Below are 24,372 nucleotides of genomic sequence, written 5' to 3' on the forward strand. Positions count from 1 at the left end.
CAAATGAGTGACGGGGTTACTCAGGAATCCGCAGTGTCTGCCCCGGATAGATTTTGTTGACGTCTTTGAGCAGTGGCTTGTTGGCTTCAAAAATCTTGTTGTACTGGTTGGCATTGCCGTACACCCGCAGCGAAATCGCGCTGAGGGTGTCACCTTTTTCTACCACTACAAATTTGGAAGCCACAACCACCGGCCCGGTGACGGTGATCTTGTCTTCAACACTGGCTACACCGGCAATGTTGCCCGCGGCCAGAATGATTTTTTCTTTCTCTTCCTGAGTGGCCACTTCACCGCTCACCGTCACTTTGTCGCCGTCAACAGTGGCCGTAATGTTCGGGTTGCCCAGACCTACCTGTTCAACGTGTTTCTTGAGCTCTTCACTGGCATTGGCATTGCCCGGGGTCAGCAGGTCGATCAATTTCTCGCCGGCTTCTTTCACAAAGCTAAAAATACTCATGAATCACGCTCCAAGGGTTGAGATATCCAGATCCACTAGCGTAGACCATCATTGGCGAAGCAGGCTGCGAACCAGGCGCGCTAGAATCGGCCCGTGAATAGCGCGTGGAGCGACGATGGACATTAAACAGCTGAAATTCCTCATAGCCCTGGACGAAACCCGGCACTTCGGCCAGGCCGCCGCCCGCTGCCATATCACCCAGCCCACCCTGTCCATGCGCCTGCGCAGCCTTGAGCAAGAACTCGACCTGCAACTGGTCAACCGCGGCCAGCGTTTCGAGAGTTTTACCGCTCCCGGCGAGCGGGTGCTGGCCTGGGCCAGAACCGTTCTGGCCGCCTACGACGGCTTGCAGGCAGAGGCCGCTGCATGTCGCGGCAATTTGATTGGGACGTTGCGTCTGGGGGTGGTGCCGCTCTCAAGTTTTGATCCGCTGCCTTTATTACAGCGCCTGCATCAGGAGCACCCCGAACTGCGTTTTGAGCTGTCAGCCCTGAGCTCCGAGCAAATCCTTGAACAGCTGGCCAGTAACCGGCTGGACGTGGGCGTGTCCTATCTGGACCGCCTGGATCAGGAGCGCTTTGATTTTCAGGCCCTCGGGGAAACATGCATGGGGCTGCTTTACGACCAGCGGCACTTCAACTTCGGCGAGCAACCCCTTAGCTGGGAGGCACTGATTGAATTGCCCCTTGGCCTGCTGAGCAGCGGTATGCACTTTCGCCAGTCCATCGATCACAACTTCCATAGTCGTGGCCTCACGCCCCGGCCCATCCTGCAAACCGATGCCGTTCATCAACTGTTGCAGGCCGTACACGGCGGTTTTTGTTGCGCGGTAATGCCGCTGGAGGGCGGGCTTGAAGCTCTGACCGACAACCTGCGCCTGCACCCGATTCAGGACGCCAATACCTTGTCCCGCCTTGGCCTGATCATGCGCCGGGCCGCCCCCCGTTCGGCGTTGGCCGAGGCCTGCTTCGGGATGTACCAACAATCAGCCAAGCCTTCTTGATCGACACCATCTATCAATAGATAAGGACTAGCGATTAGACGTGACACTGTGTCGCGCCTAGGCTTGTACTGACCCAAATGTCGGTACTGCCCTATGAACGCCAAGCGCCCCCAGTGCGCGGCACCCGCCTCTGTGACTCCCGCTGCCAGCCAGAACTACCACTACGTCTCGCTGGACCACAGCAGCGGCGCTGAAACCGCACTGGCCGAAGAAGTTGCCCTGGCCATCGCCTATAACGGCATCAGCCAGGCAGTGATGCTGGTCACGCCCACTGACCTTGAAGACTTCATCGTCGGCTTCAGCCTGGGCAGCGGAATCATTAAAGACGCCAGCGAAATCTACGACCTCAAGCTCACCGGCGCAGGCCCGGCCCAATACGCACAGGTCGAAATCGCCAGTCGGGCGTTCTGGAATCTCAAGCAGCAGCGCCGGCAACTGGCGGGCACCAGCGGCTGCGGGCTGTGTGGGGTGGAAGCGGTGGAACAGGCCCTGCCCGAGCTCAACGTACTTGCGGGGGCGCCCTTGCCGCCCGCCCAATGGCTTGAGGGTTTGCGACAGCGCATCAGTGAATTCCAGCCGCTGGGCCAACACTGCGGTGCGGTCCACGCAGCTGTTTATATGGACGCGCGGGGTGAGTTGCTGATGGGTCGCGAGGACATCGGCCGACACAACGCCCTCGACAAATTGATCGGCGCACTGGTACGCCAGAACATCGACTTCAGCGGCGGTGCGGCAATAGTTACCAGCCGTTGCAGCCTTGAACTGATTCAAAAAGTGTTGCGCGCCGGTATCCAGACCCTGATCAGCCTGTCCTCGCCTACCGGCCTGGCGCTGCAATGGGCCCGACGCCACAACCTCAACCTCATTCATCTGCCACAAAAAAGCGCACCACGGGTGTACAGCCCGGCGCAGGAGAGTCAAGCGTGAGCACTCATCATCAAGCCGACCAGACCCCTACCCCACGCTACAAGCCCTACAAAGGCCCGGCAGGTGGCTGGGGCGCGCTGATCAGTGTGGCGCAGGCCTGGTTGACCAGCGACAACGCGCTGAAAAACCTGCGCATGATGCTCAAAACCAACCAGAACGGCGGTTTCGACTGTCCGGGTTGTGCATGGGGCGACTCGCCGGAAAGCGGCCTGGTCAAGTTCTGCGAGAACGGCGCCAAGGCGGTGAACTGGGAAGCCACCAAGCGCCGGGTGGATGCCCCGTTCTTCGCCAAACACAGCGTAACGGCCTTGCTCGAGCAGAGCGATTACTGGCTGGAATACCAGGGTCGTCTGACCGAGCCGATGGCTTACAACGCTGAGACCGACCACTACACGCCCATCAGCTGGGACGCTGCGTTCGCATTGATCGCCAGGCACTTGCTGAATCTCTCCAGCCCCAATCAGGCCGAGTTCTACACCTCGGGCCGGGCCAGCAATGAAGCGGCGTATTTGTATCAACTGTTCGTGCGCGCGTTCGGCACCAACAACTTCCCGGACTGCTCGAACATGTGCCACGAGGCCAGCGGCGTAGCCCTGGCGCAGAGTATCGGGGTGGGCAAAGGTACAGTGACGTTCGACGACTTCGAGCACGCAGACGCTATATTCGTGCTCGGGCAGAATCCGGGCACCAACCACCCGCGCATGCTCGAGCCATTGCGTGAAGCGGTTAAACGCGGTGCCCAGGTGGTCTGCGTCAACCCGCTCAAGGAGCGCGGTCTGGAGCGTTTTCAACATCCGCAGCATCCACTGGAAATGCTCACCAACGGCGACCGGCCAACCAACACCGCCTACCTGCGCCCTGCACTGGGCGGTGATATGGCGCTGTTGCGCGGTATGGCCAAGTTTCTGCTGCAATGGGAGCGCGATGCCCAGGCGGCCGACCTGCCTGCCGTGTTTGATCACGCTTTTCTGAATGAACATACCGATGGCGTGCTCGATTACATCGCCAGCCTGGATGCCACCTCGTGGGATCACATCGTCGAGCAATCGGGCCTGACCCTGGTCGACGTCGAACGTGCTGCGCGCATGTACCTCAAGGGCAAAAACGTAATCATGTGCTGGGCAATGGGTATCACCCAGCACCGGCATTCGGTGCAGACGATCCAGGAAATCGCCAACCTGATGTTGCTGCGCGGCAATATCGGTCGCCCGGGTGCCGGGCTGTGTCCGGTACGTGGCCACAGTAACGTGCAGGGCGACCGCACCATGGGCATCAACGAGCGCCCGCCGGTGGCTTTCCTTGACTCCCTGGAGCGTCGCTTCAAGTTCAAGGTACCCCGTGACAATGGCCACAACGTGGTCGAAGCCATTCACGCCATGCTCGAAGGACGCGCCAAGGTGTTTATCGGGCTGGGCGGCAACTTTGCCCAGGCCACCCCGGACAGCCCGCGCACCGCCGAGGCGCTGCGCAATTGCGACCTGACGGTGCAGATCAGCACCAAGCTCAACCGCAGTCATCTGATGCACGGCAAGCAAGCGCTGATTTTGCCGTGCCTGGGCCGTACCGATATCGACATCCAGGCTGAAGGCCCCCAGGCGGTCACAGTGGAAGACTCATTCAGCATGGTCCACGACTCCAATGGCCAGTTGCAGCCATTGTCGAATCAGATGCGCTCGGAACCTTCGATCATTGCCGGTATCGCTGCCGCCACCCTGGGCACCCATCCGGTTGACTGGAACTGGGTGGTGGCCGACTACAGACGCATTCGGGAACTGATTGCCGACACCATCCCCGGCTTCAAAGATTTCAACACCCGGATTCAGCACCCGGGCGGCTTCTACCTTGGCAACTCTGCCGGGGCGCGGCAGTGGAATACCCCGACCCTGCGCGCCAACTTCCGGCCTAACGTGCTGCCCCAGGATCTGGTGGATGCCCGCACCCGTGCGACCGGGAAACTGCCTGACCTGATCCTGCAATCAATGCGCTCCCACGATCAGTACAACACCACCATTTATGGTCTGGATGACCGCTATCGCGGGGTTAAAGGTCAGCGTGACGTTCTGTTCGTCAACGAAGCCGATATCATCCGCCTGGGCTTCAAGCCGGGGCAGAAAGTCGACATCGTGTCGATCTGGAACGACGACCGTGAGCGCCGGGTCAAAAACTTCACGCTGCTGGCTTTCGATATACCCGCAGGCCAGGCTGCCGCCTACTACCCCGAGGTCAATCCGCTGGTGCCGCTTGAAAGCACGGGGGATGGCAGCCATACGCCGACTTCCAAGTTCGTGGCCATATGCCTTGAAGCAGCGAGCCCGTCGAAGCTGATCATGGCCAGGACGGGTTAACCCGTACTGAATCTGCAAAGCTGGATTGCTCGCCCCTGCAGAGCGGTTGAGGAATTCCAGGCACAAAAAAGGCCGTTTCCTGTGAAAACGGCCTATGCCAACTAATTAAAAGACCCCCGAAAACCCATTAAGTTCCCGATAAAAAACAACAAGTTATATAATTGTGTACAACTCGTGTTACTGGTCGGAATTCGATTGTCACCACTCCCCGGCAGCCTCAGGATCGCGTCGTCATCCCTTTGAGGCTCACTTATGAAGCTCACCTCGATTCTCTTGTTGTCCCTTGGCCTGGTCAGTGGCGTAGCCTCGGCCGGTGGCACCACCGAAGCCGGTGTAGGCGGCGCATTAGGCGGGGTACTCGGTGCCGTAGTCGGTCAACAACTCGGCGGCTCGACCGGATCAGCGATTGGTGCTGGCGTCGGCGGCGCAGCGGGTAGTGCCGTAGGCGCCGACAAACGCAGCCGTGGCGAAGCGGCCATTGGCGGCGCCCTCGGCGCAGCTGGCGGCAACGTACTGGGCCGCAGTGTCGGCGGCAGCACTGGCGGCCTGGTCGGTGCAGCGGCTGGCGGCGGCGCCGGTGGCGCGCTGGGTAACTACATGGGCAATAAAAGCGACGCCGATGATCGCCGCTACAACAGCCGCGATAACCGCCGTTACTACCGTGACGACAACCGTGGTCGCGGCCATGCCTATGGCCATCGCAAGAAAAACAAGCATCGTCATCATTGATCGACCGCTTGAGAACGGGAGCCGCAAGGCTCCCGTTTTTCGTTTCGGTTCAGCCCTCTCCCGCAAAATTGTTTCAATGCATTACGCCCGCCTGTTTACCCCCAATCATGCAACCTGCATGACCGTGCATTTCGTTAAAACTTCTAACTAATTGAAAAATATGAAACTGCTGCCAAATATTTAATTGGCATATCCCCTGCAATCTCTTGAATGAACGCTGCACTTCCTTCCATTCAGGAGCACAACAACAATGATCGGGACAACTGAGCACTATCCCGCTGCCCTGCAAGACTCTTCTGGCCACTCAGGTGTTTCCTGGGCCGCCATTTTTGCCGGCGCAGCAGCAGCTGCCGCACTCTCCTTGCTACTCATCATGCTGGGTGCCGGCCTGGGCTTCTCGGCGGTTTCACCCTGGGCGAATGAGGGAGTGGGAGCAAAAGGTCTGGGCATTACTGCCATTATCTGGCTGGCCGTGACGCAGATCATCGCCTCAGGCATGGGCGGCTATCTGGCAGGCCGGCTGCGGGTCAAATGGGCCAACATGCATGGCGATGAGGTGTACTTTCGCGATACAGCCCACGGCTTTTTGGCCTGGGCAGTAGCCACGCTGGTTACCGCCATGTTAATCGCCAGCTCGGTCAGCAGCGTGATTGGTAGCGGCGTTCAGGCCGGAGCCAGCGTTGCCTCGGGCGCCGCCACCGCCATGAGCAGTGCCGCCGGCAGCGCTGCAGGCAGCAACGCCAGCCACGGTTCGGGCAATAGCTCGGACTATTTCATCGACACGCTGTTTCGCGATGATCGTGGCACCGCCGTCAGCGAAGACGCGGCCCATGGTGTGGTGACCCGCATCTTTGTCCGCAGTCTGGGCAACGACGGCCAACTGAGTGCAGAGGACCGTACTTACCTGGCACAAATTGTCGCCCAGCGTACCAACCTCAGCCAGCCTGAAGCCGAACAACGGGTTGACCAGGTCTATGCCAAGGCCCATCAAGCAGTTGCAGACGCCAAAGTAAAAGCCAAGGAAGCAGCAGACACCGCTGCCAAAGTAGCGGCCTGGACCACCCTGTGGATGTTTATCAGCCTGTTGCTCGGTGCGTTCTTCGCCAGCCTGTGCGCCACCTTTGGCGGCCGTCGCCGCGATGCAGTGACGTATCTGACCACTACCACCACACCCCTTGTTTAACCCCGGACCTTTTGCTTACTGGAGAATAAAATGCGCTCACTTCTGCTGCTATTTCTCGGCATTCCCATCCCGATCATCATCCTGATTGCGCTATTTGTTCACTGATTCAGCGGATCAACCTGACAACGGCCTTCCTTGTGAAGGCCGTTTTTTATACCGGCAAGCAAGTGGTGGATTTGATCTCGGACAAGGCAACAATCGAGTTCACCTCTTGAATGCCGGGCACCATCGACAGCTTTTCGAAGAAAAACCGTTCATAGGCTTCAATGTCAGCGGTGACGATACGCAGTAGAAAATCCACCGCGCCCATCAGCACGTAACACTCCAGGACCTCAGGAAAGCCGCGAATGGCATCGGTAAACTCGGTGAAGTTGGAACGACCGTGGGCGTTGAGTTTGATCTCGGCAAAAATCTGCGTATTGAGGCCGATTTTCTTACGATCGAGCAGGGTCACCTGCCCGCGGATAATCCCTTCGTCTTTCATCCGCTGAATCCGCCTCCAGCAAGGCGATTGCGACAACCCTACCTGCTCCGCGATTTGCGCACTGGACAGCGAGGCGTCCTCTTGCAGCAGCGCGAGAATGCGCCGGTCATAAGCATCCAGCTCGATTCGCATAGAAATACCTCTTTATGACGTATTTAAGACTTGATCCAGTCTTAATTTCGTTTAACCCCTGCATCTTAGATAAAAAATTCCCGCCCTGGCGTGTAAATATTTCTCCAGCCTAATCAGGAGTTTTAGCATGCCGCCTCTGCAAGCCGTCAGCCACTCAGTCCGCCCCGACGTCTGGGCCAGCAACGCCGCCCCATGTCCGGTGCACTTTTATATTCAGGCCGAGGCAGAGGCCGATGTGCTGTGCCGCGTACTGAATCTGTTTGCCTTGCAGCAACTGACTCCCCGATCGGTCAACGTAGAGCGCGACAACGACAGGTTAAGCATTGAAATTCTGAGTGATGAGCAAAGCTGGCACCGGGCTCAGGTGATTGGCGAAAAACTGCGCAACCTGGTCAGTGTCTTCGAAGTGCAATTGCTACCGGCCAAATCCCGGGACGCTGATTTCAAGGGTGGCGCCATGAACCACCAGCGCGTTGCCGGGTAATAGCTCGCAACCATTGTCCAGGCCTGGGTGATGGGCCAGCAACTAGGCTTTGGACTTCACGGCCCGGACAGGGATATGTCGGGCCGATGCTTTAAAGCCCAAGGAGCTTGTATGCACTTCGCCCCCGCCCATGACCACTGGCTGGATCTCAACGACCTGGTCACCGCACTCCTCGCCCAGGGCCGCCTGCACAAAGGTGGCGCAGAGCAGGCATTGAACGCCGGCCGCGAGCCTCGTCACAACGCCGTGCATCCGCTGGTGTTGCTGGCCAGCCTGCAGCTCATCGACCCCGGTCGCCCCGGCAAGGCCCTCGACCTTGAGACCCTCACCGCCTGGCTGGCGGAGCAATGCCAGCAGCCTTACATGCGCATAGATCCACTGAAAATTGATGTCGTGACGGTTACCGGACTGATGTCCCTGGCATTTGCCCAACGGCATGAAATCCTCGCGGTGGCGGCAGATCAACAGTCCATTACCATCGCCAGCGCTCAACCCGGGGTCAGCCGCTGGGAAGCGGATCTCAAGCAAGTGCTCAAACGGCCCATCAAGCGTGTGGTTGCCAACCCTCTGGATATCCAGCGCCTGAATGTGGAATTTTTTCAGCTGGCCAGATCGGTCAACGGCGCCACGCTAAATGATCATAAAACCAGCAAGCAGGCCAACCTCGAACAACTACTCACCCTCGGCGGCGGCCAGACGCCCGATGCCAACGACGCGCATATTGTGAATATCGTCGACTGGCTGTTTCAGTACGCCTTCGAGCAACGCGCCAGTGACATCCACATCGAGCCGCGTAGTGAGCAGGGCGGCGTACGCTTTCGCATTGATGGCGTGCTGCATAACGTTTACCAATTTCCGACACAGGTGACGACGGCCGTTGTCAGCCGCCTCAAGAGCCTGGGCCGGATGAATGTCGCCGAAAAGCGCAAACCCCAGGATGGCCGGATCAAAATCAGAACCCCGGCCGGGGCACAGGTTGAACTGCGGCTCGCCACCTTGCCCACCGCCTTTGGCGAAAAAATGGTGATGCGTATTTTTGACCCGCAGGTGCTGCTCAAGAGTTTCGACCAGCTCGGTTTTACCCCGCAAGACCTGCAACGCTGGCAGCACATGACCCGCCAGCCCCACGGCATTATTTTACTCACCGGCCCCACCGGTTCGGGTAAAACCAGCACCCTCTACGCAACCCTCAAACAGCTGGCCACAGAACAGATCAACCTGTGCACCCTTGAAGACCCCATCGAAATGATTGAGCCGGCGTTCAATCAAATGCAGGTGCAACCCGGCATCGACCTGACTTTCGCCAGTGGCGTACGCGCCCTGATGCGCCAGGATCCGGACATCATCATGCTCGGCGAGATACGCGATCTGGAAACTGCCGAAGTCGCGATTCAGGCCGCCCTGACCGGCCATCTGGTGCTGTCGACCCTGCACACCAACGATGCTCCCAGCGCCATCAGTCGCCTGCAGGAACTGGGCGTCGCGCCTTATTTGATCAAGGCCACGCTGCTGGGGGTCATGGCACAACGACTGGTGAAAACCTTGTGTCCCGAATGTAAAAACGAGGAGCCATTGACGCCGGACGACTGGCAGAGTTTCGTCAAACAATGGCCGGGACCAGCACCGGAGCGTACCTGCAGGGCGACGGGCTGTGCTGTGTGCCGGGATACGGGCTACCGTGGCCGGGCCGGTATCTACGAAATAATGCTGATGAATGACAGCCTCAGAACCCTGATCGATTCCCGGACCGACTTGAACGCCGTACATCGCGCAGCGTGCGCCGCAGGCATGCAGCCCTTGCGACTGGCGGCAGCCCATAAAGTGGCCACAGGCATGACCACGCTGGAGGAAGCTTTGCGCGTTACACCTGCGTGATGATTCGTTTTGACTAAAATCTAAACAGTTGCACCGTTTACATGCAGGAGTGAGCTCACGAGCCTTGGCCGTTGAGTGCATACAACCAGGTCGGTTCTTTCCCCTTACACCTCGAACAAGGAATTGTCATGCAAGTGGGTACAGTGGTCCTGTTATTTGTCGCCTTGGCTATCGCCGTGCTTTTCATGGGGTTCAAGGTCGTGCCCCAAGGTTATCAGTGGACAGTAGAACGCTTCGGCCGCTACACCAACACCCTGAAACCGGGCCTGAATATCATCATTCCGGTCATGGATCGCATCGGACGCAAGATCAACGTGATGGAAAGCGTGCTGGATATCCCGCCCCAGGAAGTCATTACTGCCGACAACGCCACCGTACAAATCGATGCCGTGTGTTTCTTCCAGGTGGTCAACACGGCCCAGGCGGCATATGAGGTCAATAACCTCGAGCATGCCATCCGTAACCTGCTGCAAACCAACATCCGCACGGTGCTCGGCTCCATGGAGCTGGATGCCATGCTCAGCCAGCGGGACGGCATCAATGAAAAACTGCTGCGCACTGTTGATGAAGCCACGGCGCCATGGGGGATCAAGATCACCCGTATCGAGATCAAGGACATCAGCCCGCCTGCAGACCTGATGGCCGCCATGTCCGGCCAGATGAAAGCCGAACGCATCAAGCGTGCGCAAATCCTTGAGGCTGAAGGCCTGCGGGCCTCGGCAATTTTAACCGCCGAAGGTAAAAAGCAGGCGCAGATCCTCGAAGCTGAAGGCGGCCGCCAGGCGGCTTTTCTCGAGTCCGAAGCCCGGGAGCGCCAGGCCGAAGCCGAAGCCCGGGCGACCCAGGTAGTGTCTGAAGCCATTGCCAATGGCAACGTGCAGGCAATCAACTACTTCGTCGCGCAAAAATACATCGATGCCCTGGGCAAGCTGGCCTCTGCCAATAACAGCAAGGTCATCCTCATGCCGCTGGAGGCCAGCCAGGTCATCGGCGCGGTGGGCGGTATCGGCGAAATCGTTAAAGCCACCTTCGATAACAAAAAGGTCTGAGGCATGTGGGAGTTCCTGCAAAACCTGAACTACTGGGACTGGCTGGCACTGGGTACGGTGCTGCTGATTCTGGAAGTGTTCGGCGCCGGCGGTTATCTGCTTTGGGCAGGCATTGCCGCGATCATCGTCGGGGCCGTGACCTTCCTGATACCGGGCCTGACCTGGACCCTGCAGTTCCCTCTGTTTGGCGTACTGGCGATTCTCACCGCGCTGTACTGGTGGAAACGCCAGCGTGGCGCTATCGCCAGTAGCGATCAACCGGACCTGAATCACCGGGGACACGAGCTGATCGGTCGCACCTTTGTCGTTCAACAGGCGATAGTCGGGGGAAGGGGTAAAATCAAGGTCGGTGACGGGGTATGGATGGTGACAGGGCCCGATGCTGACGTCGGCACCCGGGTTCGGGTAACAGCCCAGAACGGGACGGTGCTAAGCGTAGAAGTTACTGCATGAGGTTACGGAACTCCCGGCCGTTAACTAGAATCAAAGTTGGTAATTAACCTATTCGGAGTCACTGTCATGCGTCTCAAATATGCTGTTGCCGCGATCGCCCTGCTGTCCCTTCCTGTTGGTTCTGCAATGGCCGACACTTTTTGGCGCAATGTGCTGTCTTCCGGCGCGACCACCGGCTCCACCTACCTGACCTTCAAAAAAGACCGCAAAGTAATCGCCGCCCAGGATGACGCCGGGAGCTTTGTTGCCAGCAACGGTTCGATCCGCGGCCCTTATCTGGAATCCGCCATGCAGCAAGTGCGTGCCGATAACCCGCAACTGAAAGTCAGTGACATGGATCTGGCCAACGCCATCCTGGCGAAAAACGCGACTGTCGAGTAACGCCTCTAGCCACTGGCGCTGGTTGCCATGGAATTGCTGGGCCGCTGCCCCTGGCGGCCCTGAAGACCAGGCACCCGGGCCAGCAGCTCAGGACTGGTCATTCAGCCCCTAGACAGAAATTTCACCCGATGTGAGCCATGCTATGGGTATGCTTTGCCCACCCAAACTCACATCGGACGTATTGCTTCCATGAGCTCACTGCCTTTCCTGCCGTTTTCCAAACCCACCATTGATGAAGCCACCATTGCTGCGGTTGGCGACGTGCTGCGCTCAGGCTGGATCACCAGCGGGCCCAAGGTTCAGGCTTTCGAAGCACAGCTGTCCGAGTACTTTGGCGGTCGCCCGGTGCGTACCTTCAACTCCGGCACCTGCACCATGGAAATCGCTCTGCGCATCGCGGGTATCGGTGCCGGTGATGAAGTGATCACCACTTCTATTTCATGGGTCGCCACGGCCAATGTGATCCTCGAAGTGGGCGCCACACCGGTGTTCGCCGATATCGACCCGGTTACGCGCAATATCGACCTGGCCCAGGTCGAGGCCGCCATCACACCGCGTACCAAGGCCATCATTCCGGTGTATTTGTCGGGCTTGCCGGTGGACATGGACGCGTTGTACGCGCTGGCCAAAAAATACAACCTGCGCGTAGTCGAAGATGCCGCCCAGGCTCTGGGCTCCAGCTGGAACGGGCAACGCATCGGCGCACGCGGCGATTTCGTTTCTTTCAGTTTTCAGGCCAACAAAAACATCACCTCGTCCGAAGGCGGGTGTCTGGTGCTGAACAATGAAGAAGAAGCGCGGCTGGCCGAGAAATATCGCCTGCAAGGGGTTACTCGTACCGGTTTCGACGGTCTGGATGTCGACGTGCTTGGTGGCAAGTTCAACATGACCGATATTGCAGCGGCTATTGGCCTGGGCCAGTTTGCCCATATCGAAGCCATTACCGCCCATCGCCGGCAATTGGCAAAACATTACTTCGAATGTTTTGGCCCTGACTTTGAAGCCGAATACGGCGCGCAACTGCCGGTGGCTGACTTCAACAATACCAACTGGCATTTGTTCCAGCTGGTGCTGGCGGAGCGCAAAGATGGCGAACCTGCCCGTGCCAGCTTCATGAAAGACATGCAGGCACTGGGCGTCGGCGTGGGCTATCACTACCCGCCGATTCATTTGCTGAGTTTGTATCGTGCGCAAGGCTTCAAGGAGGGGATGTTGCCGATTGCCGAGCGCGTGGGCCGGCTGATCGTGTCGCTACCGATGTTTACCGCCATGACCAAGGCCGATGTGGAACGCTCTGTAGCGGCGGTTAAAGCGGTGTTGAAAGACGCTTGAGTATTTAGAACAACTGCAGGAGCGAGCTTGCCTTGCGCTCTTTTGATCTTCTGAAAGATCGCGAGCAAGGACGCTCCCACAGGAACAGGCCGGGGTTACTCGCCGATTGCGGCTTTGTAACCGGCAGCATCCAGCAGCTTTTCCAGTTCCGCGGTGTTGCTTGGCTTGAGCTTGAAGATCCAGCTGGCGTAGGGTTCGCTGTTCAGCGACTCAGGGCTATCGGCCAGTGCTTCGTTAACGGCAATGACTTCGCCCGACACCGGCGAGTAGATATCCGAAGCAGCTTTTACCGACTCCACGACTCCCGCAGTATCACCGGCGGCAAACACTTTGCCGACTTCGGCCAGCTCAACAAACACCACATCCCCCAAGGCTTCCTGAGCGTGATCGCTGATGCCGACAGTAACCGTACCATCAGCTTCCAGACGGGCCCACTCATGACTTTCAGCAAAGCGCAGGTCAGCAGGGATATCGCTCATATTCAGTGTCCTCAAGAAGAAATTTCAGCGGCTCACACAGCGTGTTTGCCCGCCAGTAAACATTAGATCAAGGCTTTGCCAAGACGCACAAAAGTCGGTTTAACCACGCGAACCGGATACCACTTACCACGAATTTCGACCTCGGCACGATCGGCCGTTGCCACTGGAACCCGTGCCAAAGCAATCGATTTGCTCAGCGTAGGAGAGAAACTACCACTGGTTATCTCTCCTTCGCCAACATCAGCGATACGAACCACCTGATGAGCCCGCAGGACACCCCGCTCTTCGAGTACCAGACCCACCAGTTTGAGCTTCACTCCGCTGGCCTTTTCGGCCTCCAGCGCTTCGCGGCCAATGAATTTTCGCGAGGACGGTTCCCACGCGATGGTCCAGGCCATGTTGGCGGAAAGTGGCGAGACAGACAGATGAATATCCTGTCCGTAGAGGTTCATGCCGGCTTCAAGACGCAAGGTATCGCGAGCGCCCAGGCCAATAGGCGAGATACCGGCGCCCACCAGGTCGTTAAAGAAAGCCGGGGCCTGATCGGCCGGAAGCAGAATTTCCAGACCGTCTTCGCCGGTATAGCCGGTGCGCGCGATAAACCAGTCACCACAGCTCTGCCCTTCGAAGGGCTTGAGTTGCTGGATCAACTGGCTGCGGGCCTGATTCACCAGCTCGGCCACCTTATGCCGGGCCTGAGGTCCCTGAATTGCCAGCAAAGCCAGTTCGGAACGCTCGTGCAGCTCAACGGCATAGCCTTGAGCCTGAGCCGCCATCCAGGCCAGATCCTGATCACGGGTAGCGGCGTTGACAATAAGCCGATAGCCCTCGGGCATGAGGTAGACAATCATGTCGTCGACCACACCGCCCTGCTCATTGAGCATGGCGCTGTAAAGAGCACGGCCGGGCGTGTTCAGACGTTCGACATCGTTGGCCAATAAATGCTGGAGCCATTCCTTGGCCTGATTACCGGTGACGTCAATCACGGTCATATGCGAGACATCAAAAACTCCACAGTCGCGGCGCACCTCATGGTGTTCCTCGACTTGCGAGCCGTAATGCAAGGGCATATCCCAACCGCCAAAATCGACCATCTTCGCGCCAAGGGCGAGATGCAGGTCATACAGAGGCGTACGCTGTCCCATGGGTTTCTCCTTCCGGGCTTGGCGAAGGTGCGGACAGGCTTGTTTTGGGCCCCAGCCCTCTTAAAGAGGGCTTGATGCGTTTAACAGAGAACCTGGCCTGACAGACAGACCGCACCGAATGCCGCGCATTGTATCCACATGGGGAGGGACTGGCACCTAACCGATTCGATGTGCCGAGCGACGGATCAGCCCGATGACCGGCAATAAACCGACCAGCACCAACGTCAGCGCCGGTAACGAGGCCCGCGCCCACTCACCTTCACTGGTCATCTCAAAGATCCGAACCGCCAGCGTGTCCCACCCGAACGGGCGCATCAGCAAGGTAGCAGGCATCTCTTTGAGCACATCGACAAATACCAGCAGCGCAGCACTCAGGGTGCCCGGCAGCAATAACGGCAGATACACTTTGATAAACAGTCGCGGGCCACTCACTCCCAGACTGCGGGCCGCTTCAGGCAAAGAAGGCCGGATGCGCGCCAGGCTGTTTTCCAGCGGGCCATAAGCCACAGCAATAAAGCGCACCAGATATGCCAGCAGCAAGGCCGACAGGCTGCCCAGCAAGAGCGGCTTGCCTGCTCCTCCGAGCCAGCCTGATACCGGGATCACCAGTTCACGATCCAGATAACTGAAAGCCAGCATGATCGATACCGCCAGCACCGATCCCGGCAATGCATAGCCCAGGTTCGCCAGACTGACCCCGGCGCGGATAGCCGGAGTGGGCGCCTGTCGTCGGGCAAACGCCAGCACCAGCGCCACGCTGACGGTGATCAGGGCGGCCATGGCGCCCAGATACAGGGTGTGCAGAATCAGGCCGGTATAACGCTCATCAAGATCAAAGCGCCCGCGCTGCCAGAACCACACCACCAATTGCAGCATCGGGATCACGAAAGCGCAGGCGAACACCAGCAAGCACCAGCTGCTGGCCAGCCACGCCTTGGCCCCCCGCAAGTGATACAAGGCCTTGGCCCGGGGCCGCTCGTTACTGGCGCGGCTGGCACCCCGGGCCCGGCGTTCGCCATAGAGCACGAGCATCACCACCAGCAGCAGCAAACTGGCCAGTTGCGCAGCGGTGGACAGGCTGAAAAAGCCGTACCAGGTTTTGTAGATGGCCGTGGTAAAGGTGTCGAAGTTGAACACCGACACGGCGCCGAAATCGGCCAGGGTCTCCATCAGTGCCAGCGCCACCCCCGCACCAATTGCCGGGCGCGCCATTGGCAGTGCCACACGCCAGAACGCCTGCCACGGACTCTGGCCCAACACCCGGGCCGCTTCCATCAGGCCTTTGCCCTGAGCGAGGAATGCGCTGCGCGCCAACAAGTAAACGTAGGGGTAGAACACCAGAATCAGCACAATAATCACGCCGCCGGTGGAGCGCACCCTTGGCAGCCGCAGGCCCATGCCGAACCATTCCCGTAGCAGGGTTTGCACCGGACCGGCAAAGTCCAGCAGGCCGACAAAAACAAATGCCAGCACATAGGCAGGAATCGCGAACGGCAGCATCAGCGCCCAGTCCAGCCAGCGCCTGCCGGGGAACTCGCACAGGCTGGTTAACCACGCCAGGCTCACGCCCAGCAGCGTCACGCCTATGCCGACCCCCACAATCAGGGTGAGGGTATTGCCCAGCAGGCGCGGCATCTGCGTATCCCACAGGTGGCTCCAGATCTGTGCATCAATGCTTTGCCAGGACAACAGCAGAACGCTCAGCGGCAACAGCACCAGAGCGGCAATGACAAAAACCAGTGGATACCAGCGACGTTGGGCAGGATGGGCCACGAAAAACTCTCGGAAGTTGTTTGGAAGTACCGATAACAAATATGGGAGCGGGCTTGCTGGCGATAGCCTCAGCCCGGTCTCCTACAGAAACCACGCTGATGCTATCGCGGGCAAGCCCGCTCCCACAGGTAAAACTTCAGTTTTTTTATCAGTTCCAGCCAGCACGATCCATCATGCGGATAGCTTCTGCCTGGCGTTTGCCTGCGACTTCAACCGGCAGTTCATCGGCCTTGAAGTTACCCCAGCTGGCCACTTCGGCTGAAGGTGCAACAGTCGGGTTGGCCGGGAATTCCTGGTTGGTCCCGGCAAAAATCGCCTGGGCTTCAGGGGTGGTCATCCACTCCACCAACGCCTTGGCCGCTTCAGGATGCGGAGCGTATTTGGTCAGGCCAATACCCGACAGGTTGACGTGAACGCCGCGGTCCGCCTGGTTCGGCCAGAACAGTTTCACCGCCAGATCCGGCTTCTGCTTGTGCAGACGGCCATAGTAGTAAGTGTTGACGATGCCGACGTCGCACTGCCCGGCGTTGATCGCCTCCAGCACTGCGATGTCATCCGAGAACACATCGGTAGACAGGTTATTCACCCAGCCCTTGAGGATTTCTTCAGTTTTCTGCGGGCCATTCACTTCGATCATGGTGGCGGTCAGCGACTGGTTATAAACCTTCTTGGCGGTGCGCAGGCACAGGCGGCCTTCCCACTTTTTGTCCGCCAGGGCTTCGTAAGTCGACAGTTCTTCAGGCTTGACCCGGTCAGAGGCGTAGGCAATGGTTCGCGCACGCAAACTCAAGCCTGTCCACTCGTGGGAGGAAGAGCGGTATTGAGGCGGGATATTTTTATCGATCACGTCAGATTTGAGCGGCTGCAAAATGCCCATTTGCTCGGCCTGCCACAGGTTGCCGGCATCCACAGTCAGCAACAGGTCAGCAGTAGCGTTCTGCCCTTCGGCCTTGATGCGCTGCATCAGCGGCGCTTCCTTGTCGGTGATGAACTTGACCTTGACCCCGGTTTTGGCAGTGTAGGCGTCAAATACCGGCTTGATCAGCTCGTCGATGCGCGAGGAGTAGACCACCACTTCATCGGCAGCGAAGGCGCTGCTCCCGAAAACAGTAAGGGCCAGGGCAGTCAGTAGACGCTTGGGTACCAACATGGAGGGCGGTCTCTCTTAATGCGAATCGGGCGTAAATGGTAGTGAATCACATTTGCCATCTCAACCTAACTCGCCCTAGAGCCGTTACCAGATGTTGCAAGAAACGCCTTCTGCAGGTCTCAGGCTTTGGCCAGCGGCGGCAAGTCGCCGGTCAGGCCTAGCGCCTGACGCACAAACAGCGCTTTGGCTTCGGGCATTTGATTGACCCATTTCAACCCGCTGTTACGCAGCAAGCGGGCGGTCAACGAATCTGACTGGAACAGGCGCTCAAAACCTTCCATCGCCGCCATCAACGCCAGGTTGTGCGGCATGCGGCGGCGCTCGAAACGGCTCAGTACCCGCACATCCGCCAGCCGTTCGCCACGATCCACCCCGTGCAACAGCACATCGGCCAGCACCGCTGCATCGAGGAAGCCCAGATTCACCCCCTGCCCGGCCAGGGGGTGGATGGTGTGTGCCGCATCGCCGATCAATGCCAGGCCTTCGGCCACATAACGCTTGGCGTGACGCTGGCGCAGAGGCACGCAGACCCGCGGGTCTGCACTCACAACCTTGCCCAGCCGGCCTTCGAAGGCCAGCTCCAGCTCGCGGCAGAATCCGTCGTCATCCAGCGCCATCAGGTGCGCGGCCTGCTCAGGGGTGGTCGACCAGACTATTGAGCACCAATCCTGCTGGCCATCACGCTGCAGTGGCAAAAACGCCAGCGGCCCATGATCGGTAAAACGCTGCCAGGCGGTCTGCTGATGGGGTTCTGCGCACCGCACGCTGGTGACGATGGCGTGATGCTGGTAATCCCACTCACGGGTCTCACAGCCGGTCAGGCGGCGCACAGCCGAGTTGGCACCGTCGGCGGCAATCACTACCGGTGCCCGCAGGGTGCGTCCATCGGCCAGGGTCAGCAGCCAGTCGTCAGCGGAACGACGCATTTGCTCCAGCCGTGCATTGGCCAGCAGTTCGATATTGGTGGCTTGCAGGCACTCCAGCAGCGCATCCTGGATCACCCGGTTTTCAACGATATGGCCCAGCACCTCGGCATGCACACTGGCCGCCGAGAAGTGGATCTGCCCCGTGCCGCTGCCATCCCACACGTGCATGTGCGAATACGGACTGGCACGCCGCCGGGCAATCCCGTCCCAGGCTCCCAGGCGTTGCAGGATGCGCTGACTGGCGGCCGACAAGGCACTGACCCTGGGTTCAAACGGGGCCTGCGGGCTGAACGGTTTGACATCCAGCGGGCTGCCATCGAGCAGCAGAATTTTCAGTCCGCTGTCCTTGAGCGCCAGTGCCAAAGCACTACCGACCATTCCGGCCCCGACAATCAGCAGATCTGCGCGCATTTCCATGCTTTAAGCCTGTCTCGCTAGCGGCATACGCCGCACTTGAAAAATGGTCCGACACGGGGCATGCCCCGGCCGTCATTATTAACTGTCGGCACGGGTGCCCAGCCCCATCGCCTGGCGGGCAAACCAGCGTTTGGCCGGCGGCAACAAATCGAGGCCGAGCAAGCCAAGGTTGCGCCCCAGCGATACCAATGGCTGCTCACTGCCGAACACCCGTGTTACCTGGTCCGAGAAGCCAATTGTCAGTTGCTGGTCGAGTTTTTGCCGCTGTTGATAACTCAGCAGCGTGGCAAAATCACCGGGCTTCTTGTCGCTCGCCAACAAGGCGTCGGCCAATGCCTGCGCATCGCGCAAGGACAGGTTGAAACCCTGGCCGGCAATCGGGTGCAGGCTGTGAGCCGCGTTGCCCAGAATAGTCAGGTGCGGGCGTACCTGCTCTTCGGCTTCGACCAGCGAAAGCGGGTACAAATGCCGTGCGCCGACCTGCTTGAGGGTGCCCAGGCGGTAGCCGAATACAGCCTGCAACTCGCTGAGGAAGCTGCGCTCATCCAGTGCCGCCAGGCGCCGGGCATCCATCCCCAGACGGGTCCATACCAGCGCACAACGGTTGTCGGGCAATGGCAGCAAGGCCATCGGACCTTCATCGGTGAAACGCTCGAACGCCATTCCGGCGTGGGGCTGGCTCGGGGTGATGTTGGCAATTAGCGCACTTTGATCGTATGGCCGCTTGCGCACATGAATCCCCAACTGCTCGCGCAAGCCCGAGCGACCGCCATCGGCCAGCACTGCCAGGTCGCAGTCGAGCGTGGTTTCGTCATTGAGCGTCAAGCGGTAGCCATCTTCGAGCGGCTGCATGTGGATAACTTCAGCCGGGCAACGCCAGCTGATCACGTCCGGGTCCAGACTTTTCCACAGGCTTTGGCCGAGCCAGGTGTTTTCGACCACATACCCGAGCGCCGGAACCCCTTCTTCGCTGGACGACAAACGAGCCGTGGAAAAACGCCCGCGATCGGACACGTGAATGTCCTTGATCGGCTCGGCACGCTCGGCAATCGCTTGCCAAAGCCCCATCCGCTCGTAGATTTGCCGCGCACCATAACTAAGCGCCGACGAGCGGGCATCGTAGCTCGGCTGATAACTGTTGCCGGGAGCAAACGGCTCGATCAATACGATTTTCCAGCCCCGGGCCTTGGCCCCGGCCTGCAGCGCCAAGGCAAGACTGGCACCGACCAGTCCGCCACCGATGATCGCCAGACTGACCCGGTTCATACCGCGCCCGCTCGTGCTGCAGCCATCAAGGCTTCGATATCCGCGACGGTTTTCGGCACGTCGCCGGTCAAGACTTCACAGCCCTGTTTGGTGACCACTACGTCGTCCTCAATGCGCACCCCGATGCCGCGCCATTTTTTGGCGACATTCAGATTATTCGGGCTGATGTAGATGCCGGGCTCAACCGTCAGGGTCATGCCGACTTCCAGCACGCGCCATTCACCGCCCACCTTGTATTCACCCACGTCATGCACATCGAGCCCCAGCCAGTGGCCAGCGCGATGCATGTAAAAGGGTTTATAGGCTTCGCTGGCGATCAGTTGATCCACATCGCCCTGCAACAGGCCCAGTTCAACCAGCCCCGCCGTGATCACCTGAACCGTGGCTTCGTGGGCCTGGTTCCAGTGTTTGTCGGGCGCGATCTGGGCAAACGCGGCTTCCTGGGACGCCAGCACCAGTTCGTATATGGCTTTTTGTTCAGGCGAGTACTTGCCGCCGACCGGGAATGTACGGCTGATATCACTGGCGTAGCAGTCGATCTCACACCCGGCATCGATCAATACCAGGTCGCCATCCTTGAGCAGGGCGTCATTTTCCTGGTAGTGCAGGATGCAGCTGTTATCGCCAGAGGCGACGATCGAGCCATAGGCTGGCATTTTTGCCCCGCTTTTACGGAATTCATAATCCAGTTCGGCCTCGAGGCTGTACTCATGCAAACCGGCACGGCTGGCCTGCATGGCGCGCACATGGGCGCGAGCCGAGATTTGCGCCGCATGGCGCATGACCTTGATCTCTGCCGCCGATTTATACAGGCGCATGTCATGCAGCAGATGATCCAGAGCAACGAATTCGTTGGGCGGCTGAGCACCGAGGTTCGCCTTGGAGCGGATCGTGTTGATCCACTCCATCAGGTTGCGATCAAAATCGGGGTTGCTGCCCATCGCCGAATACACCCGGTCACGACCTTCAATCAGCCCCGGCAGGATGTCGTCAATGTCAGTGATGGGAAACGCATCGTCTGCGCCGAAGTCGCGGATCGCGCCTTCTTGCCCGGCCCGCAAGCCGTCCCACAGCTCACGCTCGGCATTGCGCTCGCGGCAAAACAGTACGTATTCACCGTGGGCCCGGCCCGGAATCAGGACAATCACCGCCTGGGGCTCTGGAAAGCCGCTCAGATACTGGAAATTGCTCTCCTGGCGGTAAACATGTTCGACATCGCGATTACGAATTGCCACTGGCGCAGCAGGAAGAATCGCAATGCTGTTGGGCTCCATCTGCGCCATGAGCGCCTTGCGGCGACGTGTGTATTCCGATTTCGGGATATGGATCATGGGCAGACGGGTTCCCTCTTGACGATCAATCAGTGCAGCGAAGGCTTGGCAGCCGCAGGCTCAGCAGTTTTTTTGGTTTCAGTGAACAGCAACAGCGGCGCGACGCGCAGGTATTCCATCACTTCCATGTAATCGCTTTCGCCGTCTTCGGATTCTTCCAGGGCATCTTGCACCTGGGAAATGGCCGCCAGATCGTTCAGCACTTCTTTACCTTCAAGACTCAAGGCATTGTCACGGTAGTTCAGGCCGAAACCGGCCAGGAAACCCTGACACCACTCACCCAGGGCGATGGCGCGTTCAGTCAGCGGCGCATCATCGGTAGGCAACAGCAACACAACGGTCATGTCGTCGCCGGTCAGTTCGCCTTTAACCATTTCTTGCAAACCGATCAGGGCATTGCGTACGTTGTCACTGATTTCATTTTCGCTTTGGAACAGCTCTTTGGCATCCGCCAGCCAGCCGTCGTGGTCAAAGCCGGCGCCAGCAGCGCTGCGACCCAACAACAGGCCGTGCAGTTCTGCAGGCGAAACATTATGGCCGCTGGAGGTCAGCAGGGTGGCAAAGGCTTGATACGGGGAATTCTGAATAGGCATGGTCAGCTAGGCGCCAAGCGGCGCTATGTCTAGAATGGAGGCCTTGTATCCTAGCATCGGCAGACGTGCCAGACCATCGAGGCGTCAACTCGTTTGACGGTTACCATCCATCAGAAAATACACAGTAGGACACAATGGAAGACACCGACCTGCATGCACTGATGGCCAGGCTCGAGCTGCTGATCAGCCGCGTCGAGCAACTTAACCGTCAAAACGGACTCTTAGTAGCTCAGGAAAAAACTTGGCGCGAGGAACGCGCGCACCTCATTGAAAAAAACGAAATCGCCCGACACAAGGTGGAATCGATGATTTCGCGCCTCAAAGCCCTGGAGCAAGACTCATGAGTACTAGCAGCAGCGTCACCGTGCACATCCTCGATAAAGAATATTCGATCATGTGCCCCCAGGAAGAACGCACCAATCTGGTGAGTGCCGCCCGCTATCTGGATGGCAAAATGCGGGAAATCCGCAGCAGCGGCAAAGTTATTGGCGCCGACCGTATCGCCGTAATGGCCGCCCTGAATATCACCCACGATCTGTTGCACAGACAGGAAATCGCCGAAGTTCAGCCCAACGGCTCAACTCGCGAACAGGTGCGCGACCTGCTGGAGCGCGTCGATCTGGTGCTCGCCACTGATCCGAACGAACGTCAGAGCTGATTCAAAAGGTTTCTTTGGGGTATACTCGCGCCACTCCCTGGAGTATTCGCCAGTTAGCGATGTCCCTGAGCCGATTCGCACTACCCTGGAGCTTGCACGTTGGACCGGTGTGCATGTCCGCTCGACGGAAAGCCTTAAGGTCTACTGCAACTTCCACCTTGAACTTTCGGGTTCAAGGGCCAAGCCGACAGCGGTACGTCGGGGAGCCTGATTTCCAGCGCAATGCCGGCCATGAGCTGGCATTGCCTTTCACGAGCCAACCGTCCGGTGAACTCGATCTTGAACAGCACCATGACCGAACCTGCGACACGCCCGCAACTTCGACGACTGCTGCGCAAAGCCCGCCGCGAACTTTCGCCCTGCGAGCAACGCCAGGCTGCCCGCGGCCTGTACCGGCAACTGGCGCAACACCCGCTGTTTCGCCGCGCCAGACATATCTCGCTGTACCTTCCCACTGACGGTGAAATCGATCCGCGCCTGCTGCTGCGTGAAGCACAGCGTCGGGGCAAGACTACTTACCTGCCCGTGCTCAGCGCATGGCCACGAACCAAGATGGTGTTTCAGCGCGTTGCACCCGGTGAAAAACTGATCCCCAATCGCTTTCGAATTCTCGAACCCCGAATCAACCGCGCACGCCAGCGCAAGGTCTGGGCACTGGACTTGGTGCTGTTGCCGCTGGTGGGGTTTGATCAAGCCGGGGGAAGACTGGGCATGGGCGGCGGTTTTTATGACCGCAGCCTGGCCTATCTGGCCCGTCGCCAAAGCTGGCGCAAGCCGACACTGCTGGGGCTGGCCCACGAATGTCAGAAAGTAGAGAGTCTGGCCCAGGCCAGTTGGGATGTGCCGCTACAGGGTACGGTCTCGGACAAGCAGTGGTACGTTGCCCACTGACTGCCAGGGCGTCTCTGTCAAATTGACTGGAAGTGTCTAGCGCTTGAAAGGTTGTACCTGTTGCTGCGCCAGTTCCATCGAGGTGTCGGTCGAAGTTGACCAGAGGCTTTGCGCATAACCCGTTGTAACCACGCCCAAACCGAACAAAATAACCAAAATCCACAGTAAATCCGGTTTGCGTTTCATCGATTGCCCCCCTTCAGGCAAATCAACACGATGACAGCAACGGTTTTTGTTATAGGCCGTGCAGCAGCGTCAAGCTTAAAATCCCGGCATTCTGAGGCAACACGAACTGACACGCAAACGCTGGCGTCAACCGACTGTCGGTTTACAAATATCTTGCCAGACAAAATGACCAGGCAGCATTTGAGGAGCAGTGAAAATGGCCTATTGGTTGATGAAATCCGAGCCCGACGAGTTCTCTATCAAGGATTTGCAGAAGACTGGCGAAGCGCGCTGGGATGGCGTGCGTAACTATCAGGCGCGCAACTTTATACGGAGCATGAGCACCGGCGACGAGTTCTTCTTCTACCATTCCAGCTGCCCCGAGCCTGGGATTGCCGGGGTTGGCCGAATCGTCCAGTCCGCGTATCCGGACCCCACGGCCCTGGACCCCGAAAGCCACTATTTCGCCCCCAAGGCCAGCGCCGAAAAAAACCCGTGGAGTGCATTGCAAGTGGCACACGTGCAAACCTTCCCCAGGGTCATCAAGCTCGACTACCTGAAACAACAAAGCGCGCTGGCCGAAATGCCACTGGTACAAAAAGGCAGCCGCCTCTCAGTCATGCCCGTAACTGCCGAGCAATGGGCAGTGGTGCTGGGCCTGCTTTAGTAACACTCGGCTCCCGGGTTGAATCCGCCCCGGCTCCGGCAACATCCTGTATTAGCGTCTAGGCTCTCAACTTCCTT

At 58.7% G+C, this 24,372-nt stretch carries 26 protein-coding genes and 1 other RNA gene; 16 read left to right on the forward strand and 11 right to left on the reverse strand.

Going from position 1 to position 24,372, the window contains the following annotated elements; translation table 11 throughout:
- Nucleotides 1-16: 16 nt before the first annotated feature.
- Nucleotides 17-457, reverse strand: coding sequence for a peptidoglycan-binding protein LysM (lysM, locus tag JQ848_RS21650; protein ID WP_003438388.1), 441 nt, complete (start codon nucleotides 455-457; stop codon nucleotides 17-19).
- 115 nt (nucleotides 458-572) lie between these two features.
- On the opposite strand from lysM, the gene JQ848_RS21655 reads away from it, so the two are divergent.
- The 5 genes from JQ848_RS21655 to JQ848_RS21675 all read left to right on the forward strand — a co-directional run bounded on the left by JQ848_RS21655 (nucleotide 573) and on the right by JQ848_RS21675 (nucleotide 6,644).
- Nucleotides 573-1,460 (forward strand): LysR family transcriptional regulator, encoded by an 888-nt coding sequence (locus JQ848_RS21655; RefSeq protein WP_202211161.1) that lies wholly within the window; start codon nucleotides 573-575, stop codon nucleotides 1,458-1,460.
- Nucleotides 1,461-1,553: 93 nt separating this feature from the next.
- Complete coding sequence (gene fdhD / locus JQ848_RS21660) at nucleotides 1,554-2,387, forward strand: formate dehydrogenase accessory sulfurtransferase FdhD (protein WP_202211163.1); 834 nt, start codon at nucleotides 1,554-1,556, stop codon at nucleotides 2,385-2,387.
- Entirely contained in the window at nucleotides 2,384-4,732 is a 2,349-nt protein-coding gene (locus JQ848_RS21665; protein WP_010656863.1) for an FdhF/YdeP family oxidoreductase, read from the forward strand. Before fdhD ends, JQ848_RS21665 begins: the two co-directional genes overlap by 4 nt.
- Before the next feature lie 252 nt (nucleotides 4,733-4,984).
- The gene (locus JQ848_RS21670) at nucleotides 4,985-5,461 is read left to right on the forward strand and encodes a glycine zipper domain-containing protein (protein WP_003438376.1); all 477 of its coding nucleotides are present in this window, start codon (nucleotides 4,985-4,987) and stop codon (nucleotides 5,459-5,461) included.
- A gap of 250 nt (nucleotides 5,462-5,711) precedes the next feature.
- Complete coding sequence (locus JQ848_RS21675; protein WP_010656864.1) at nucleotides 5,712-6,644, forward strand: hypothetical protein; 933 nt, start codon at nucleotides 5,712-5,714, stop codon at nucleotides 6,642-6,644.
- Between the two features lie 151 nt (nucleotides 6,645-6,795).
- Here JQ848_RS21675 and JQ848_RS21680 read toward each other — a convergent pair whose 3' ends face one another.
- Complete coding sequence (locus tag JQ848_RS21680) at nucleotides 6,796-7,260, reverse strand: Lrp/AsnC family transcriptional regulator (RefSeq protein WP_003438371.1); 465 nt, start codon at nucleotides 7,258-7,260, stop codon at nucleotides 6,796-6,798.
- A 127-nt stretch (nucleotides 7,261-7,387) separates the two neighbouring features.
- Here JQ848_RS21680 and JQ848_RS21685 point away from each other — a divergent pair, with 127 nt between their 5' ends.
- The 6 genes from JQ848_RS21685 (at nucleotide 7,388) to JQ848_RS21710 (ending at nucleotide 12,834) form a co-directional block, all read left to right on the forward strand.
- Nucleotides 7,388-7,744 (forward strand): hypothetical protein, encoded by a 357-nt coding sequence (locus tag JQ848_RS21685; RefSeq protein WP_003438368.1) that lies wholly within the window; start codon nucleotides 7,388-7,390, stop codon nucleotides 7,742-7,744.
- A gap of 111 nt (nucleotides 7,745-7,855) precedes the next feature.
- On the forward strand, nucleotides 7,856-9,619 hold the full coding sequence (locus JQ848_RS21690) for a type IV pilus assembly ATPase TfpB (RefSeq protein WP_202211165.1): 1,764 nt from the start codon (nucleotides 7,856-7,858) through the stop codon (nucleotides 9,617-9,619).
- A gap of 128 nt (nucleotides 9,620-9,747) precedes the next feature.
- Nucleotides 9,748-10,668, forward strand: coding sequence for an SPFH domain-containing protein (locus tag JQ848_RS21695; RefSeq protein ID WP_003438363.1), 921 nt, complete (start codon nucleotides 9,748-9,750; stop codon nucleotides 10,666-10,668).
- Nucleotides 10,669-10,671: 3 nt separating this feature from the next.
- Nucleotides 10,672-11,121, forward strand: a complete 450-nt coding sequence (locus JQ848_RS21700) for an NfeD family protein (RefSeq protein WP_202211167.1) — start codon at nucleotides 10,672-10,674, stop codon at nucleotides 11,119-11,121.
- A 66-nt stretch (nucleotides 11,122-11,187) separates the two neighbouring features.
- Entirely contained in the window at nucleotides 11,188-11,502 is a 315-nt protein-coding gene (locus JQ848_RS21705; protein WP_003438359.1) for a DUF2388 domain-containing protein, read from the forward strand.
- Between the two features lie 189 nt (nucleotides 11,503-11,691).
- A complete protein-coding gene (locus tag JQ848_RS21710; protein ID WP_060781842.1) occupies nucleotides 11,692-12,834 on the forward strand; it encodes a DegT/DnrJ/EryC1/StrS family aminotransferase in 1,143 nt (380 codons plus the stop codon).
- Between the two features lie 95 nt (nucleotides 12,835-12,929).
- On the opposite strand, the gene gcvH is transcribed toward JQ848_RS21710, so the two are convergent.
- From gcvH to JQ848_RS21750, 8 genes are all read right to left on the reverse strand, one after another.
- Nucleotides 12,930-13,313: a glycine cleavage system protein GcvH gene (gene gcvH / locus JQ848_RS21715; RefSeq protein WP_003438354.1), complete on the reverse strand. Its 384-nt coding sequence runs from the start codon at nucleotides 13,311-13,313 to the stop codon at nucleotides 12,930-12,932.
- 62 nt (nucleotides 13,314-13,375) lie between these two features.
- A complete protein-coding gene (gene gcvT / locus JQ848_RS21720; RefSeq protein WP_010656869.1) occupies nucleotides 13,376-14,458 on the reverse strand; it encodes a glycine cleavage system aminomethyltransferase GcvT in 1,083 nt (360 codons plus the stop codon).
- A gap of 156 nt (nucleotides 14,459-14,614) precedes the next feature.
- Nucleotides 14,615-16,231: an ABC transporter permease gene (locus JQ848_RS21725; RefSeq protein ID WP_003438348.1), complete on the reverse strand. Its 1,617-nt coding sequence runs from the start codon at nucleotides 16,229-16,231 to the stop codon at nucleotides 14,615-14,617.
- Between the two features lie 148 nt (nucleotides 16,232-16,379).
- On the reverse strand, nucleotides 16,380-17,381 hold the full coding sequence (locus tag JQ848_RS21730) for an extracellular solute-binding protein (RefSeq protein WP_010656871.1): 1,002 nt from the start codon (nucleotides 17,379-17,381) through the stop codon (nucleotides 16,380-16,382).
- Nucleotides 17,382-17,500: 119 nt separating this feature from the next.
- Nucleotides 17,501-18,718, reverse strand: a complete 1,218-nt coding sequence (locus JQ848_RS21735; RefSeq protein ID WP_202211331.1) for a 2-octaprenyl-3-methyl-6-methoxy-1,4-benzoquinol hydroxylase — start codon at nucleotides 18,716-18,718, stop codon at nucleotides 17,501-17,503.
- An 84-nt stretch (nucleotides 18,719-18,802) separates the two neighbouring features.
- Complete coding sequence (gene ubiH / locus JQ848_RS21740) at nucleotides 18,803-19,990, reverse strand: 2-octaprenyl-6-methoxyphenyl hydroxylase (protein ID WP_010656873.1); 1,188 nt, start codon at nucleotides 19,988-19,990, stop codon at nucleotides 18,803-18,805.
- The gene (pepP, locus tag JQ848_RS21745; protein WP_003438337.1) at nucleotides 19,987-21,321 is read right to left on the reverse strand and encodes a Xaa-Pro aminopeptidase; all 1,335 of its coding nucleotides are present in this window, start codon (nucleotides 21,319-21,321) and stop codon (nucleotides 19,987-19,989) included. Before pepP ends, ubiH begins: the two co-directional genes overlap by 4 nt.
- Nucleotides 21,322-21,350: 29 nt before the next feature.
- Nucleotides 21,351-21,914, reverse strand: coding sequence for a YecA/YgfB family protein (locus JQ848_RS21750; RefSeq protein ID WP_003438334.1), 564 nt, complete (start codon nucleotides 21,912-21,914; stop codon nucleotides 21,351-21,353).
- Nucleotides 21,915-22,048: 134 nt separating this feature from the next.
- Here JQ848_RS21750 and JQ848_RS21755 point away from each other — a divergent pair, with 134 nt between their 5' ends.
- The 4 genes from JQ848_RS21755 (at nucleotide 22,049) to JQ848_RS21770 (ending at nucleotide 23,463) form a co-directional block, all read left to right on the forward strand.
- Complete coding sequence (locus tag JQ848_RS21755; RefSeq protein ID WP_003438332.1) at nucleotides 22,049-22,258, forward strand: TIGR02449 family protein; 210 nt, start codon at nucleotides 22,049-22,051, stop codon at nucleotides 22,256-22,258.
- Nucleotides 22,255-22,572 carry a cell division protein ZapA gene (locus JQ848_RS21760; RefSeq protein ID WP_003438329.1) on the forward strand — a complete coding sequence of 106 codons (318 nt, stop codon included), beginning with the start codon at nucleotides 22,255-22,257 and terminating at the stop codon, nucleotides 22,570-22,572. The genes JQ848_RS21755 and JQ848_RS21760 overlap by 4 nt, the downstream gene beginning before the upstream one ends.
- Before the next feature lie 31 nt (nucleotides 22,573-22,603).
- Nucleotides 22,604-22,781: non-coding RNA, 6S RNA (ssrS, locus tag JQ848_RS21765), on the forward strand.
- An 82-nt stretch (nucleotides 22,782-22,863) separates the two neighbouring features.
- On the forward strand, nucleotides 22,864-23,463 hold the full coding sequence (locus JQ848_RS21770) for a 5-formyltetrahydrofolate cyclo-ligase (RefSeq protein WP_202211169.1): 600 nt from the start codon (nucleotides 22,864-22,866) through the stop codon (nucleotides 23,461-23,463).
- Nucleotides 23,464-23,499: 36 nt separating this feature from the next.
- Here the strand turns inward: JQ848_RS21770 and JQ848_RS21775 are convergent, their stop codons facing one another.
- Entirely contained in the window at nucleotides 23,500-23,649 is a 150-nt protein-coding gene (locus JQ848_RS21775; RefSeq protein ID WP_003438323.1) for a hypothetical protein, read from the reverse strand.
- Nucleotides 23,650-23,845: 196 nt separating this feature from the next.
- On the opposite strand from JQ848_RS21775, the gene JQ848_RS21780 reads away from it, so the two are divergent.
- Entirely contained in the window at nucleotides 23,846-24,295 is a 450-nt protein-coding gene (locus JQ848_RS21780; RefSeq protein ID WP_202211170.1) for an EVE domain-containing protein, read from the forward strand.
- The last annotated feature ends 77 nt before the right edge of the window (nucleotides 24,296-24,372 follow it).

It is taken from the genome of Pseudomonas paraversuta, assembly GCF_904067025.1.
GTDB lineage: Bacteria > Pseudomonadota > Gammaproteobacteria > Pseudomonadales > Pseudomonadaceae > Aquipseudomonas > Aquipseudomonas paraversuta.

Bases quoted from the DNA above. Each gene is read 5' to 3' on its own strand.
- lysM (WP_003438388.1), bottom strand. From the start codon at position 457: ATGAGTATTTTTAGCTTTGTGAAAGAAGCCGGCGAGAAATTGATCGAC.
- JQ848_RS21655 (WP_202211161.1), top strand. From the start codon at position 573: ATGGACATTAAACAGCTGAAATTCCTCATAGCCCTGGACGAAACCCGG.
- fdhD (WP_202211163.1), top strand. From the start codon at position 1,554: ATGAACGCCAAGCGCCCCCAGTGCGCGGCACCCGCCTCTGTGACTCCC.
- JQ848_RS21670 (WP_003438376.1), top strand. From the start codon at position 4,985: ATGAAGCTCACCTCGATTCTCTTGTTGTCCCTTGGCCTGGTCAGTGGC.
- JQ848_RS21675 (WP_010656864.1), top strand. From the start codon at position 5,712: ATGATCGGGACAACTGAGCACTATCCCGCTGCCCTGCAAGACTCTTCT.
- JQ848_RS21680 (WP_003438371.1), bottom strand. From the start codon at position 7,260: ATGCGAATCGAGCTGGATGCTTATGACCGGCGCATTCTCGCGCTGCTG.
- JQ848_RS21685 (WP_003438368.1), top strand. From the start codon at position 7,388: ATGCCGCCTCTGCAAGCCGTCAGCCACTCAGTCCGCCCCGACGTCTGG.
- JQ848_RS21690 (WP_202211165.1), top strand. From the start codon at position 7,856: ATGCACTTCGCCCCCGCCCATGACCACTGGCTGGATCTCAACGACCTG.
- JQ848_RS21695 (WP_003438363.1), top strand. From the start codon at position 9,748: ATGCAAGTGGGTACAGTGGTCCTGTTATTTGTCGCCTTGGCTATCGCC.
- JQ848_RS21700 (WP_202211167.1), top strand. From the start codon at position 10,672: ATGTGGGAGTTCCTGCAAAACCTGAACTACTGGGACTGGCTGGCACTG.
- JQ848_RS21705 (WP_003438359.1), top strand. From the start codon at position 11,188: ATGCGTCTCAAATATGCTGTTGCCGCGATCGCCCTGCTGTCCCTTCCT.
- JQ848_RS21710 (WP_060781842.1), top strand. From the start codon at position 11,692: ATGAGCTCACTGCCTTTCCTGCCGTTTTCCAAACCCACCATTGATGAA.
- gcvH (WP_003438354.1), bottom strand. From the start codon at position 13,313: ATGAGCGATATCCCTGCTGACCTGCGCTTTGCTGAAAGTCATGAGTGG.
- gcvT (WP_010656869.1), bottom strand. From the start codon at position 14,458: ATGGGACAGCGTACGCCTCTGTATGACCTGCATCTCGCCCTTGGCGCG.
- JQ848_RS21730 (WP_010656871.1), bottom strand. From the start codon at position 17,381: ATGTTGGTACCCAAGCGTCTACTGACTGCCCTGGCCCTTACTGTTTTC.
- JQ848_RS21735 (WP_202211331.1), bottom strand. From the start codon at position 18,718: ATGCGCGCAGATCTGCTGATTGTCGGGGCCGGAATGGTCGGTAGTGCT.
- ubiH (WP_010656873.1), bottom strand. From the start codon at position 19,990: ATGAACCGGGTCAGTCTGGCGATCATCGGTGGCGGACTGGTCGGTGCC.
- pepP (WP_003438337.1), bottom strand. From the start codon at position 21,321: ATGATCCATATCCCGAAATCGGAATACACACGTCGCCGCAAGGCGCTC.
- JQ848_RS21750 (WP_003438334.1), bottom strand. From the start codon at position 21,914: ATGCCTATTCAGAATTCCCCGTATCAAGCCTTTGCCACCCTGCTGACC.
- JQ848_RS21755 (WP_003438332.1), top strand. From the start codon at position 22,049: ATGGAAGACACCGACCTGCATGCACTGATGGCCAGGCTCGAGCTGCTG.
- JQ848_RS21760 (WP_003438329.1), top strand. From the start codon at position 22,255: ATGAGTACTAGCAGCAGCGTCACCGTGCACATCCTCGATAAAGAATAT.
- JQ848_RS21770 (WP_202211169.1), top strand. From the start codon at position 22,864: ATGACCGAACCTGCGACACGCCCGCAACTTCGACGACTGCTGCGCAAA.
- JQ848_RS21775 (WP_003438323.1), bottom strand. From the start codon at position 23,649: ATGAAACGCAAACCGGATTTACTGTGGATTTTGGTTATTTTGTTCGGT.
- JQ848_RS21780 (WP_202211170.1), top strand. From the start codon at position 23,846: ATGGCCTATTGGTTGATGAAATCCGAGCCCGACGAGTTCTCTATCAAG.